This window comes from Ruegeria sp. ABF4_144 (assembly GCF_056160045.1).
The window spans coordinates 3064855-3077684 of the sequence record NZ_JBSWWK010000001.1; the positions used below are offsets into that span (position 1 = coordinate 3064855).

Below are 12830 nucleotides of genomic sequence, written 5' to 3' on the forward strand. Positions count from 1 at the left end.
GCAGGCTCTTCTGCGCATATCGCAGGAGCAGCCAATTCACCAGAGACCTTTGTCGCGCCTACCCCAGGATACCGGGCAGGCGCAGTCCATGTTCGCGGGCGCAGTCCTTTGCGATGTCATACCCTGCATCCGCATGGCGCCACACGCCGGAGGCCGGATCGTTCCACAGGACCCGCTCCAGCCGCCGGGCGGCATCTTCGGTTCCGTCAGCGCAGATCACCACGCCCGCGTGCTGGCTGAACCCCATGCCGACCCCGCCGCCGTGATGCAGAGACACCCAGGTCGCGCCGCTCGCCGTGTTGATCAGCGCATTCAGCAATGGCCAGTCGGACACCGCGTCCGAGCCATCCAGCATCGCCTCGGTTTCACGGTTGGGGCTGGCGACCGAACCGCTGTCCAGATGGTCGCGGCCGATAACGACCGGCGCTTTCAACTCTCCATTGGCGACCATCTCATTGAAGGCCAACCCGGCGCGGTGGCGATCTCCTAAACCGATCCAGCAGATACGCGCGGGCAGGCCCTGAAACGCAATCCGCTCTCGCGCCATATCAAGCCAACGGTGTAGATGGTCGTTCTCCGGGAACAGTTCCTTCATCTTGGCGTCTGTTTTGTAGATGTCCTCGGGGTCGCCAGACAGGGCGCACCAGCGGAACGGGCCAATCCCTTTGCAGAACAGAGGACGGATATAGGCAGGCACGAAACCAGGGAAGGCAAAGGCGTTCTCAAGCCCCTCATCCTGTGCCACCTGCCGGATATTGTTGCCGTAGTCCAGCGTTGGAACGCCGGCATTCCAAAAATCAACCATCGCAGCGACATGCTGTTTCATCGAGGCACGTGCGGCCTTTTCCACTGCTTTAGGGTCTGTTTCGCGCTTCTCGCGCCACTGCGCCATGGTCCAACCCAGCGGCAGATAGCCGTTGATCGGGTCGTGTGCACTGGTCTGGTCCGTAACGATATCGGGACGCGTCCCTCCCTCGGCCATGCGGCGATAAATTTCGGGGAATATCTCGGCGGCATTGCCCAGCAGGCCCACCGATTTCGCCTCACCCGCTTTGGTCCAGCGGTCGATCATCGCCAGAGCCTCATCCAGCGTCTCAGCCTTTTCGTCGAGGTATTTTGTCCGCAGGCGGAAATCGATGCTGTCGGGGTTGCACTCGACGGCCAAACAGCACGCGCCAGCAAACACAGCGGCCAGCGGCTGCGCGCCGCCCATGCCGCCCAAACCCCCGGTCAGAATCCATTTGCCGGTCAGGTCACCGCCATAGTGCTGACGACCAGCCTCAGCGAAGGTCTCATAGGTGCCCTGAACGATGCCCTGCGTGCCGATATAAATCCATGAGCCAGCAGTCATCTGGCCGTACATCATCAGGCCCTTTTTATCGAGTTCATTGAAATGATCCCAGGTCGCCCAATGGGGCACAAGGTTCGAGTTCGCGATTAGCACGCGCGGCGCGTCCCTATGCGTGCGGATGATCGCAACGGGTTTGCCGGACTGGACGATCAAGGTCTCGTCCTCTTCCAAATCCTTCAAACCAGCAACAATAGTGTCGAAATCCTTCCAAGTACGCGCTGCACGTCCGATGCCACCATAGACCACCAACTCATGCGGGTTTTCGGCCACGTCGGGGTGCAGGTTGTTCATCAGCATCCTCAGCGGAGCCTCGGTCACCCAGCTTTTGGCATTCAGTTCGGGGCCGGTCGGCGGATAGATATCGCGAGTATTCTTGCGAGGGTCGGTCATGGCGTAAGCTCCAATGCAGTGTCTTGGATGGCGTCCAGAACATCGCGCAGCCAGCGGCGCAGATGGTCGGCCTTGGCGGCGTCATAGCGCCAAGGGGCAGCCTCTGAGGTCAAATAGGTGGATTGGGACAACTCCATCTGGATGGCGTGTATCCCGTCGGCCGGGCGGCCATAGTGGCGCGTGGTCCATCCCCCCCGAAACCGACCGTTCAGAACGGTGCTATAGGGCGAGGAACTCGCAAATTCGTCTGTAATAGACTCTATTTCCGATGCGCAGGTCGCGCCACCATCCGTTCCAATATTCATATCCGGCAACGTGCCATCGAAAAGATACGGAATGCGGCTGCGGATCGAATGGCAGTCGAACAGAACCGCCACCCCATGACAGTCGCGGACGCGCTGCAACTCTCCGGAAAGCGCCGCGTGATAGGGCGCGTGGTAGGCCTGCCGCCGCTGGTCGATTTCCTCCGCCGAAGGCTCCTGCCCGTCGCGCCAGATCGGCTGCCCGTCGAAATCGGTCAAAGGCACCAGCGTCGTTGTGTTCTGACCCGGATACAGCGACACCCCCTCGGGATCACGATTCGCATCAATCACATAACGGTGGACATGGGATTGAACCACGGTGGCATCGGGCAAGAGCCCTTCATAGAGCCTGTTTATGTGCCAATCCGTGTCCGCCAGCGCGCGCCCGGTGTCGTTCATACGCGCAGCGATGTCATCCGGCACTAGCGTCCCGCCATGAGGCTGACCCAAAACAATCGGACTGTCCCCACGTTGTAAGCTGAATACCTGCATCACGTCAGTTCCGGCATAGATGTGCCTACCGCGCGAAGGATTGCGCTGTCGGCTACCAGCAGTTTTGCGGCTTCTAATTCCGGCGCCAGGTAGCGATCCTCTGCCAGCGCGGGAATGTCCGCCCGTAAGCGGGCGATCACCTGCTGCAACGGGGTGCTGGTGCTAAGCGGAGCGCGAAACTCGACCCCTTGCGCCGCACAGAGCAGTTCGACCCCCAGAATATATGTCAAATTTTCAACCATCCGGGACAGACGCCGCGCGCCGTGGGCGGCCATCGAAACGTGATCCTCCTGATTGGCCGATGTCGGAGTGCTGTCGGTCACGCAGGGGTTGGCCAGATGCTTGTTCTCGCTCATCAGTGCAGCAGTAGTCACCTCGGCGATCATCAGGCCGGAATTCAGCCCGGGATCAGGCGTCAGGAAGGGCGGCAAGTCAAAGCTGAGCGCCGGGTCCACCATCAGCGCAACACGCCGCTGGGCGATGGCGCCGATTTCGGACAGTGCCAGCGCGATCATGTCGGCGGCAAAACCCACGGGTTCGGCATGGAAATTACCGCCCGAGACGATCCCATCTTCCAGAACCAATGGGTTGTCGGTGGCGGCGTTGGCTTCGATCTCAAGCGTTGCGGCTGCCTGACGCATCACATCCATGGCTGCCCCAGTGACCTGCGGCTGACAGCGGATGCAATACGGGTCCTGCACGCGGGTATCGCCTTCCCGATGACTTTCCCGGATTTCTGATCCTTCCAACACAACACGCATGGCACTTGCGGCTTCGGTCTGACCACGATGGCCGCGCAGAGTATGGATTTCTGACCTCAGAGGCGCGGTGGACCCCATGATCGCATCGGTCGACAGGGCCGAAATGACGAGCGCACTTTGTGCCGCGCGCCAGGCTTCGAACAGACCCGCCAATGCGAATGCGGTTGAAAACTGGGTGCCGTTGATGAAGGCCAATCCTTCCTTTGGACCAAGCTGAATTGGCTCTAAACCAGCGATTTTTAGTGCTTCGGTGCCCGGCAGGATATCGCCATTCACTTCGGCCTCGCCTTCTCCGATGATCACTGCGGTCATGTGCGCCAGCGGCGCCAGATCGCCTGACGCGCCGACAGAGCCCTGCGCTGGGATCACCGGTGTCACGCCACGGGCCAGCATCTGCTGCAGAAGTTCGACCAACTCCCACCGCACGCCCGAGGCACCGCGGCCGAACGACAACAGCTTGAGCGTCATCATCAACCGCGCCACGCGGCGGGGAACGGCAGGACCAACACCACAACAATGGCTGAGGATCAGGTTACGCTGCAGGGTCGAGGTGTCCTGCGGCGCGATCTTATGGCTGGCGAGCTTGCCAAAGCCTGTGTTGACGCCATAGACCGCAACCTCGCCCTGCGCTACCGCCTCAATACGCTGAGCCGCCGCCTCAACAGCGGGTTTGCACCCGTGATCCAACACGACTGCGGTTTGATCCCAATAGACCTGGGTCAACTGCGCCAGTGTCACCTGACCGGGTTGCAAAGACAGGACCGTCATACCCGCCCTCCGAAAATCCGTTTGTGCAATGGGTTGAAGCCAACGCGATAAGACAGCTCGGCCGGATGGGCGACGTTCCAGACTGCCAGATCTGCCCGCTGGCCCGGCGCGATCATGCCAGTATCGGTGATCCCCAAAGCGCGCGCTGCATTGCGGGTGACCCCGGCCAAAGCCTCCTCGGGGGTCAGGCGGAACAATGTGCAGCCCATATTCATCGTCAGCAACAGTGAGGTCAGCGGCGACGACCCGGGGTTGCAATCAGTCGCCAGAGCCATCGGAACCTGATGTTGACGCAGCAGATCGACCGGAGGCATCTGCGTTTCGCGCAGCGTGTAGAACGCGCCCGGCAGCAGCACCGCTGCGGTGTCCGCCTCGGCCATGGCTTTCACGCCCTCTGCGTCCAGATATTCGATATGATCGACAGACAACGCCCCGTACGCGGCCGCCAGCCGCGCCCCGCCCAGATTGGACAATTGTTCGGCGTGCAGTTTCACCGGCAGGCCGAGCTCTTGCGCCACGTCGAAAACCTGAGCGATCTGGGCGGGGGTGAAGGCGATGCCTTCGCAGAACCCGTCCACCGCATCCACCAGCCCCTCGGCATGGGCCGTGCGCAGGGTCGGGATGCAGACTTTGTGGATGTAATCATCGGCCCGGTCAGCATATTCGGGTGGCACCGCATGGGCGCCCAGAAAACTGGTTTTTACCCGCACCGGGCGAACCTCGCCGATCCGGCGGGCCACGCGCAGCATCTTCAGTTCGGTGTCCATGTCGAGCCCGTAGCCCGACTTGACCTCTATGGTGCACACACCCTCGGCGATCAGCGCATCCACTCGAGTCAAAGCGTCGGTCAGCAAGTCCTCTTCGGTTGCGGACCGTGTAGCGTTGACCGTGGACAAGATACCGCCTCCCGCGCGGGCGATTTCCTCGTATGAGGCGCCGTTCAAACGCATTTCGAACTCTGTTGCGCGGTTGCCGCCGAACACTACGTGGGTATGTGCATCAATCAGGGTCGGTGTAATCAGGCGTGCACCGAAATCTTTAACCAACCAATCGACATATTCGGCCGGTAACGCCGCGCGATCACCGGCCCAAACAATCTCTGTTCCGTCAACAGCTATGGCCGCATCCGGGTTGAGGCCATAGGGCGCGTCACCCGCCGACATTGTCGCCATCGCGGCGCTGGCAAAGACCATTTTTTGGGTCATGGCGATTCTTTTCGGCTCCCCTCTTGTTTGATTTTTTCGTATATGTGTAAAAGTATAAAGTCTACACAAAATGGAAGCGAGATGTTGATCCACGCAAAAACTGCCTTGTTAGGCTCTGTCTGGGCTCATGATGTGCGGATTGAGATTGATCAGGGAACCGTCCAACACATAGAAACGCAGGCCCCCGCATTGTCCGGAGACACGCGGGTTGATGCCTTGTTGCCCGCACTTGGAAACCTGCACAGTCACGCATTTCAACGAGCCATGGCGGGGATGACCGAGACCCGCGCTGCCGGGCGCGAAAGTTTCTGGACCTGGCGCAACCTGATGTACCGCTTTCTGGACCGCCTGACGCCGGATCAGATCGAATCCATCGCCGCGCTGGTGTTCATGGAGATGCAGGAGGCCGGATACGCCTCGGTTGGCGAATTCCACTATGTCCATCACCAACCCGGCGGCGCGCCTTATGATCAGCTCTCGGAACTCAGCCAACGTATCTTTGCCGCCGCGCAAGAAACGGGGATCGGCCTGACCCATCTGCCCGTGCTCTACACCTATGGCGGTGTCGCGCATGAGCCGCTCTCAGGCGGGCAGCTACGCTTTGGCAATGATGTAGATCGGTTCTTGGAACTGGTTGATGAATGCCGCTCTTCCTTGCCTCAAATAGACTCTAAATTGGGTATTGCGCCACACTCTCTACGCGCAACATCCCCCCAGAATCTGGCCGAGGTGCTGGGTGCCACACCCGATGGTCCCGTGCATATACACATCGCAGAACAAGTGCAGGAAGTCACCGATGTGCACGCCAAACTGGGTCAGCGTCCGGTGGCCTGGTTGCTGGACAATATACAGGTCGATGAGCAGTGGTGCCTGATCCATGCGACCCACATGACCGACGCTGAAACCTCTGCCTTAGCCCGGTCCGGCGCTGTTGCTGGCCTGTGTCCAATCACCGAGGCCAATCTAGGCGACGGTATCTTCAATGGTGCAGCCTACGTTGCCGAAGGTGGGCGGTTTGGAGTGGGTTCAGACTCTAATATACGAATTTCCTTGCCTGAAGAGCTGCGAACACTGGAGTATTCACAACGCTTGCGCGACCAGCAACGTGCCGTTTTGGTCCGTGAAGGCTCAGTTGGTCAGGCGCTTTATAAGAAGGCGGCGCTGGGTGGGGCGCAGGCACTCGGTCGCAACGCGGGTGAGATTACCGAAGGCAAACTGGCGGATCTGGTGGCTGTTGACCGGAACCACCCGACGCTGTGCGCCCTGAACTATGACCAACTGCTGGACGGGCTGTGTTTCGCGGCACCCGACGGGCTGGTTACCGATCTGTGGTCCGCCGGGCGGCATATGGTCCAACAGGGCCGCCACGTCGCGCGCGACCGGATCATCCCCGCCTATAGATCCGCGATTGCGGACTTGCTGGCCTCGGTCTAAAGCTGCGCCATGCCACAGCCCAGCGACACCACCAGTTACAAAGACATCAAACGGATCGTTCTGGCGCGCATCCGGTCGGGCGAGTTGCAGCCGGACTCGCTGCTGCCCAATGAACAGGAACTTGCGGTCGAGTTCTCCTGCACTCGCACCACAGTTAACCGTGCGCTGCGGGAATTGGCAGACGAGGGTTATCTGGAGCGTCGCCGCAAGGCTGGTACCCGCGTGTTGGCCGCCCCGCAACGGCAGGCTCGCTTCACCATCCCTATGGTCCGGGATGAGGTTGAGGCCCTGGGCGGCACCTATCGCTATGCGCTGGTTTACTGCGATTCAGAGACTGCTCCGGAATGGCTCAGCGCCCGTTTGGCCCTGACACCGGGGGAAACCGTGATGCATGTGCGCTGCATGCATTTCAACGGCAACACCCCTTTTCAGTATGAGGACCGCTGGATCGTCACCGCCTCGGTCCCGCAGGTGGCGCAAGCAGATTTCTCGCAGATCGGCCCGAATGAATGGCTGATCCAGACCGTACCCTTCACTAATGTCGAGCTGAGCTTTCTGGCCAGTCGTGCCGATGCCACCGTTGCCGGGTTTCTAGACGTGACCGAAGGTGAGCCGGTCTTCACCGGTGAGCGGATCACATGGCTGCAGGGGAAACCGGTGACCTTTGCCAAGATGTTTTTCGCTGCAGGCTATCGGATGACCACGGAATTCTGATGCCTGCCCCGTTTTCCGCTTTACGCCTTACCCAATCCGGGACAGATTCGGCCTCATATTGAGCAGGCGCAAAGGAATAACGGTATGGGTAACCCGCTTTATGACCGGCTGTTTGGCATTCACGCGGGCAAGAACACCCCGTTTCTGCATCTGCCCGATGGTCAGGCCCTGACACATGCCGCCTTCCTGGATATGGCCGCGCAGATCGCCAACGCGCTGAGCGGGTATGAGTTGGAACCCGGTGAACGGGTCGCCGTGCAGGTTGAGAAATCGCCCGAGGCATTGGCGCTCTATGCTGCCTGCGCGCAGACCGGACTGATCTTTTTGCCGCTGAACACCGGCTACACCACGGCTGAATTGCAGTACTTCATCGTAAACAGCGGCGCCAAACTGGTCGTCTGCGATGACACAAAGGCCGAGGGTCTCGCCCCCATCGCCGCCGCCCAAGACGCACGGTTAGAGACGCTGAACGCCGATGGCTCGGGCAGCCTGATGCGGCGATCCATGGGCATGTTGCCCGCGTTTGAGCCTGTTCGCCGGTCCGAGGACGATCTGGCGGCGTTCCTGTATACTTCGGGCACCACCGGGAGATCTAAGGGCGCGATGTTGACGCAGGCCAACCTGCTGTCGAATGCCGAGACGCTGGTACGGGAATGGCGCTTCACGCCCGATGATGTGCTGCTGCACGCACTGCCGATCTTTCACACCCACGGGCTATTTGTGGCGACCAATGTGGTGCTGGCCTCGGGCGGGTCGATGATCTTTCTGCCGAAATTCGACCTTGAGGACATGCTGCGCCTGATGCGGCAGGCCACGTCGATGATGGGGGTGCCGACCTTCTACACCCGCTTGCTGGGCGATGATCGTTTTAACGGCGATCTGACGCGGCATATGCGGCTGTTTATCTCGGGCTCGGCGCCGTTGCTGGCCGAGACGCATGAGCGATTTGAAACCCGCACCGGCCACCGCATCCTTGAACGTTATGGCATGACCGAAACCAATATGAGCACCTCGAACCCCTATGAGGGTGAGCGGCGCGCCGGTACAGTTGGTTTCCCCTTGCCGGATGTGGACCTGAAAGTGACTGACCCGGAAACAGGGGAAACCCTGCCGCAGGGTGAGATCGGCATGATCGAGGTGCGTGGCCCCAACGTGTTCCAGGGTTATTGGCAGATGCCCAAGAAAACCGCTGCCGAATTGCGTGAAGACGGGTTCTTTATCACTGGCGATCTGGGCCGCGTGGACGAGGATGGCTTTGTCCATATTGTTGGTCGCGGCAAGGACCTGATCATCTCAGGCGGCTACAACATCTATCCCAAAGAGGTCGAACTGGTCTTGGATGAACAGCCCGGTGTGCTGGAAAGCGCAGTGATCGGCGTGCCACACCCGGATTTCGGCGAAACCCCGGTGGGTATTCTGGTGGCCGAACCGGGACAGACCCCGGACCCCGAGGCCATTCTGGCCAATGTTCAAGACGCTTTGGCGCGCTTCAAACATCCCCGCAAACTGATCGTTCTGAATGAATTACCGCGCAACACCATGGGCAAGGTGCAAAAAAACGTCCTACGCGAGGATTACAAGGACCTGTTCACCAAGGGTTAGGGGTTAGCGGCACCCGCCCTGCCTCGGTCAGCAGCCAGCAGTCGCGGCCTTCGAACACCGCCGTGGCCAGCGGACGGCCATACCCCGCGCCCGCGTCCAAATTGATCCGGATACCGCAGTGTTCGGCCCGATCCACCGGCGTATGCCCATGCACAACCAGCCATGGATGCGGACCGGGGTCACGCAGAAACTCGTGACGGATCCAGACCAGATCGTCCTCGGCTTGCTGTTCCAGCGGAATACCAGGGCGGATGCCCGCGTGGACGAACAGCAGCTCCCCTTCCAGATGATACAAAGGCAGCGCATTGATGAAGTCGATATGCGCAGGCGGCACTGCAGCGCAGGCGCGTTCGTTGACCTGAAAGATGCGGTCTTCGTCCACAACCTCGACCCCGTATGAGCCCAACGTTTCCCGCCCTCCCAAACGAGGGTGCAACCAGCTGAGCGTGATCGGCAGGCGATTGTCGGCGATCTCACAATCCTGCACGAACCTTGCCATCATTCGGTCGTGATTACCCTTGACCATCACCCAGTTCCGGCCCGCGCGTTGCCCTTCGATCAAAAGGTCCAGAACTCCACGACTGTTGGGGCCGCGGTCCACATAATCCCCCAGAAACACAATGCGCGCATCTGGCCCGCCATCTTGTTCAATCAGGCGCAGCGCGTGCTCCAGCATGCCAAGCTGACCATGAATATCGCCAACGGCGTAGATGGTGGAGGTCATGAAAAATCCCTGGGCAAAGTGAATACCCTGCTTGTGGCGCGTTTCAGGCCGCCAGAAAAGAAAATACCCGCGCCATGGGCGGCGCGGGTACGGATTGTCTCAGAAATTCAACACCAATCAGGCGACATCGAATTCCAGCGGTTTAATCTGGGTGAACAGGCCTGTCTCGGCCAGCTTGGCGCGGGCTTCGGCCGGAACCGGTTCGTCCACATAAAGCAACGCGATCGCTTCGCCACCAGCTTCGGACCGGCCCAGGGTAAAGTTCGCGATGTTGACGTCGTTCTCACCCATGGTCTGACCCAGCGCACCAATGATGCCAGGCACGTCTTCGTTGGTGGTGTAGAGCATATGCGCTCCAACCTCGGCATCGATATTGATGCCTTTGATCTGGATAAAGCGCGGCTTGCCGTCACTGAACACCGTGCCACCGATAGAACGTTCGCGCTTGGTGGTGACCACGGTGACCTTGATATAACCCTCAAACGCGCCGGATTTATCCTGATTGGTGGTCGAAATCTTGATACCACGTTCTTTGGCAATGACCGGAGCTGAGACCATGTTCACCTCGGGATTGAACTTTTTCATGATCCCGGCAACGACGGCGCAGTTCAGCGCGGCCAAGTTCATTTCAGCGGCAACACCGTCATAGAGGATATTGATCGCCTGAACCGGTTCATCGGTCATCTGGCCGATGAAGCTGCCCAGATGGCCCGCTAGCTTGATCCACGGGCCCATGACCTTGGCTTCTTCGGCCGTCACACTAGGCATGTTCAGCGCGTTTTCCACCGCGCCGGTCAGCAGGTAGTTCGATATCTGCTCGGCTACCTGCAGCGCCACGTTTTCCTGCGCCTCTGTGGTTGCCGCGCCAAGGTGGGGCGTACAGACCACGTTGGGCAGGTTGAACAGGGCGTTTTCCTTTGCTGGTTCTTCGCTGAACACGTCAAAGGCCGCTCCGGCAACGCGTCCAGATTGCAGCATCTCGGCCAGCGCTTCCTCATCGACCAGACCGCCACGGGCACAGTTGACGATGCGCACGCCCGGTTTGGTTTTCTCCAGGTTTTCGCGGCTCAGGATATTGCGGGTCTGATCGGTCAGCGGCACATGCAGGGTGATAAAATCGGCTCGTGACAGCAACTCGTCCAGGTCAACCTTTTCCACGCCCATCTTGGCGGCTTTCTCTTCGCCCAGATAGGGATCATAGGCGATGACCTTCATCTTCAGGCCCAGCGCACGCTCGCAGACGATGCCACCGATGTTTCCTGCACCGATCACGCCGAGAGTCTTGTTGGTCAGCTCGATCCCCATGAACTTGGACTTTTCCCACTTGCCGGCATGGGTCGAGGTGCTGGCCTCGGGGATTTGCCGCGCCACGGCGAACATCATCGCAATTGCGTGCTCGGCGGTTGTGATCATGTTGCCGAACGGCGTGTTCATCACGATCACGCCCTTCTTGGACGCCGCGTCTTTGTCGACGTTATCCGTGCCGATCCCTGCGCGGCCGATGACCTTCAGGTTGTCTGCTTTCTCCAGCAGCGTCGGCGTGACCTTGGTGGCAGAACGGATGGCAAGGCCATCATACTGACCGATCAGCTCGGCCAGCTTGTCTTTGTCCTTGCCCAGATCGGGCATGAAATCCACATCGATGCCGCGATCGCGGAAGATCTGCACGGCGGTTTCGCTGAGCTTGTCAGATACGAGTACTTTGGGGGCCATATTCTCTGGTCCTTGAATTGTATTGGGGATCCGGGCCTTGGGCGGCCCGGTGAATAGGTCAGGCGGCTTCGGTTTGCGCCGCGATCTCGGACTGGAAGGCCCATGCCAGCCAGGGCAGCATCGCTTCGATATCCGAGGTTTCAACCGTGCCGCCGCACCAGATGCGCAGGCCCGCAGGCGCGTCGCGATAGGCGCCGATATCCAGCGCGATGTTCTCGGCCTCCAGCCGCTTGGCCACGGCTTTCGCGAAGGTGGCGCCGTCCAGAATGCGCGGATCAGTGAACTTCAGGCAGACCGACGTATTCGATTGCGTCGCCGCATCCTCGGCCAGATTGGCGATCCAGTCGTTCTGATCACAGAACGCGTGTACTGCGCCCGCATTGGCATCCGCACGGGCGATCAGACCCTGCAGCCCACCGACCGAGCGCGCCCAATCCAGCGCAAACAGGTAATCTTCGACCGCCAGCATCGAGGGCGTATTGATGGTGGCACCGGTAAAGATGCCTTCGATCAGCTTGCCACCCTTGGTCAGGCGGAAAATCTTCGGCAGCGGCCATGCGGGGGTGTAGCTTTCCAGCCGCTCCACCGCACGCGGGGAAAGGATCAGCATCCCATGCGCGGCTTCTCCGCCCAGCACCTTTTGCCAGCTGAAGGTGGTCACATCCAGCTTGTCCCAGGGCAGGTCCATCGCGAACGCCGCAGAGGTCGCATCGCAGATCGTCAAACCCTGACGGTCATCGGCGATCCAGTCGCCATTGGGAACCCGCACACCCGAGGTGGTGCCGTTCCATGTAAACACAACGTCATTGGCGAAATCGACCGAGGCCAGATCGACGATTTGCCCGTAATCGGCAGTTTTGATCTCGGCATCTATCTTCAGCTGCTTGACCACATCGGTGACCCAGCCGGAACCAAAGCTCTCCCACGCCAGCATCTCGACCTTGCGTTCGCCCAACAGCGACCACAGCGCCATCTCAACCGCGCCGGTGTCCGAGGCGGGAACGATGCCGATCTTGTAGTCTGCCGGAATGCCCAGAACCTCTCGAGTGCCTTCGATGGCCGCCTTCAGCTTGTCTTTGCCAACAGCGGCACGGTGCGACCGGCCCAATGCAGCATCGGCCAGTTTGGACAGCTCAAATGTGGGGGGTTTGGCGCAGGGGCCCGAGGAAAAACGCGGATTAGCCGGCCGCGTTGCCGGTTGTTGAATACTCATCTGTATTACCCTTCCAGATACACGCCCCTCGTTGGGGAGGGGTGTCCCACCCCAACACCTAGAAAGCCCGCCGCGGTGCAGCAAGCAAAAAAGACGCTTTAGATCCAAAAAACGACGACTTCCTTCGTGCCACTTGCGGTCACAAGTTTCCGATAGGCGGC

Annotated in this window: 10 protein-coding genes; 3 read left to right on the top strand and 7 right to left on the bottom strand. The window is 60.0% G+C overall.

All coding sequences use genetic code 11. From position 1 onward, the window contains the following. Window positions 1-58: 58 nt before the first annotated feature. Genes hutU through hutI form a run of 4 tightly spaced genes read right to left on the bottom strand, consistent with a single transcriptional unit; the run spans window position 59 to window position 5269 of the window. A complete protein-coding gene (gene hutU / locus ACXAGD_RS15360; RefSeq protein WP_475211728.1) occupies window positions 59-1741 on the bottom strand; it encodes a urocanate hydratase in 1683 nt (560 codons plus the stop codon). Then, window positions 1738-2535, bottom strand: coding sequence for an N-formylglutamate deformylase (hutG, locus tag ACXAGD_RS15365; RefSeq protein WP_475211730.1), 798 nt, complete (start codon window positions 2533-2535; stop codon window positions 1738-1740). Before hutG ends, hutU begins: the two co-directional genes overlap by 4 nt. Beyond that, on the bottom strand, window positions 2535-4064 hold the full coding sequence (hutH, locus tag ACXAGD_RS15370; protein ID WP_475211731.1) for a histidine ammonia-lyase: 1530 nt from the start codon (window positions 4062-4064) through the stop codon (window positions 2535-2537). Before hutH ends, hutG begins: the two co-directional genes overlap by 1 nt. Further along, window positions 4061-5269 carry an imidazolonepropionase gene (hutI, locus tag ACXAGD_RS15375; RefSeq protein ID WP_475211733.1) on the bottom strand — a complete coding sequence of 403 codons (1209 nt, stop codon included), beginning with the start codon at window positions 5267-5269 and terminating at the stop codon, window positions 4061-4063. The genes hutH and hutI overlap by 4 nt, the downstream gene beginning before the upstream one ends. Before the next feature lie 81 nt (window positions 5270-5350). Between hutI and ACXAGD_RS15380 the strand changes: the two genes are divergently transcribed. From ACXAGD_RS15380 to ACXAGD_RS15390, 3 genes are all read left to right on the top strand, one after another. Beyond that, on the top strand, window positions 5351-6703 hold the full coding sequence (locus ACXAGD_RS15380; protein ID WP_475211735.1) for a formimidoylglutamate deiminase: 1353 nt from the start codon (window positions 5351-5353) through the stop codon (window positions 6701-6703). Between the two features lie 9 nt (window positions 6704-6712). Further along, window positions 6713-7417, top strand: a complete 705-nt coding sequence (locus tag ACXAGD_RS15385; RefSeq protein WP_475211736.1) for a GntR family transcriptional regulator — start codon at window positions 6713-6715, stop codon at window positions 7415-7417. Between the two features lie 84 nt (window positions 7418-7501). Beyond that, window positions 7502-9019: a malonate--CoA ligase gene (locus ACXAGD_RS15390; RefSeq protein ID WP_475211737.1), complete on the top strand. Its 1518-nt coding sequence runs from the start codon at window positions 7502-7504 to the stop codon at window positions 9017-9019. On the opposite strand, the gene ACXAGD_RS15395 is transcribed toward ACXAGD_RS15390, so the two are convergent. From ACXAGD_RS15395 to ACXAGD_RS15405, 3 genes are all read right to left on the bottom strand, one after another. Then, the gene (locus tag ACXAGD_RS15395; protein WP_475211739.1) at window positions 9006-9743 is read right to left on the bottom strand and encodes a metallophosphoesterase family protein; all 738 of its coding nucleotides are present in this window, start codon (window positions 9741-9743) and stop codon (window positions 9006-9008) included. The two genes, ACXAGD_RS15390 and ACXAGD_RS15395, sit on opposite strands and share 14 nt — an antisense overlap. Window positions 9744-9860: 117 nt before the next feature. Further along, window positions 9861-11456, bottom strand: a complete 1596-nt coding sequence (gene serA, locus ACXAGD_RS15400; RefSeq protein WP_475211741.1) for a phosphoglycerate dehydrogenase — start codon at window positions 11454-11456, stop codon at window positions 9861-9863. Window positions 11457-11514: 58 nt separating this feature from the next. Next, entirely contained in the window at window positions 11515-12669 is a 1155-nt protein-coding gene (locus ACXAGD_RS15405; protein ID WP_475211742.1) for a phosphoserine transaminase, read from the bottom strand. Between the last annotated feature and the right edge of the window lie 161 nt (window positions 12670-12830).

Bases quoted from the DNA above. Each gene is read 5' to 3' on its own strand.
- hutU (WP_475211728.1), bottom strand. From the start codon at position 1,741: ATGACCGACCCTCGCAAGAATACTCGCGATATCTATCCGCCGACCGGC.
- hutG (WP_475211730.1), bottom strand. From the start codon at position 2,535: ATGCAGGTATTCAGCTTACAACGTGGGGACAGTCCGATTGTTTTGGGT.
- hutH (WP_475211731.1), bottom strand. From the start codon at position 4,064: ATGACGGTCCTGTCTTTGCAACCCGGTCAGGTGACACTGGCGCAGTTG.
- hutI (WP_475211733.1), bottom strand. From the start codon at position 5,269: ATGACCCAAAAAATGGTCTTTGCCAGCGCCGCGATGGCGACAATGTCG.
- ACXAGD_RS15380 (WP_475211735.1), top strand. From the start codon at position 5,351: ATGTTGATCCACGCAAAAACTGCCTTGTTAGGCTCTGTCTGGGCTCAT.
- ACXAGD_RS15385 (WP_475211736.1), top strand. From the start codon at position 6,713: ATGCCACAGCCCAGCGACACCACCAGTTACAAAGACATCAAACGGATC.
- ACXAGD_RS15390 (WP_475211737.1), top strand. From the start codon at position 7,502: ATGGGTAACCCGCTTTATGACCGGCTGTTTGGCATTCACGCGGGCAAG.
- ACXAGD_RS15395 (WP_475211739.1), bottom strand. From the start codon at position 9,743: ATGACCTCCACCATCTACGCCGTTGGCGATATTCATGGTCAGCTTGGC.
- serA (WP_475211741.1), bottom strand. From the start codon at position 11,456: ATGGCCCCCAAAGTACTCGTATCTGACAAGCTCAGCGAAACCGCCGTG.
- ACXAGD_RS15405 (WP_475211742.1), bottom strand. From the start codon at position 12,669: ATGAGTATTCAACAACCGGCAACGCGGCCGGCTAATCCGCGTTTTTCC.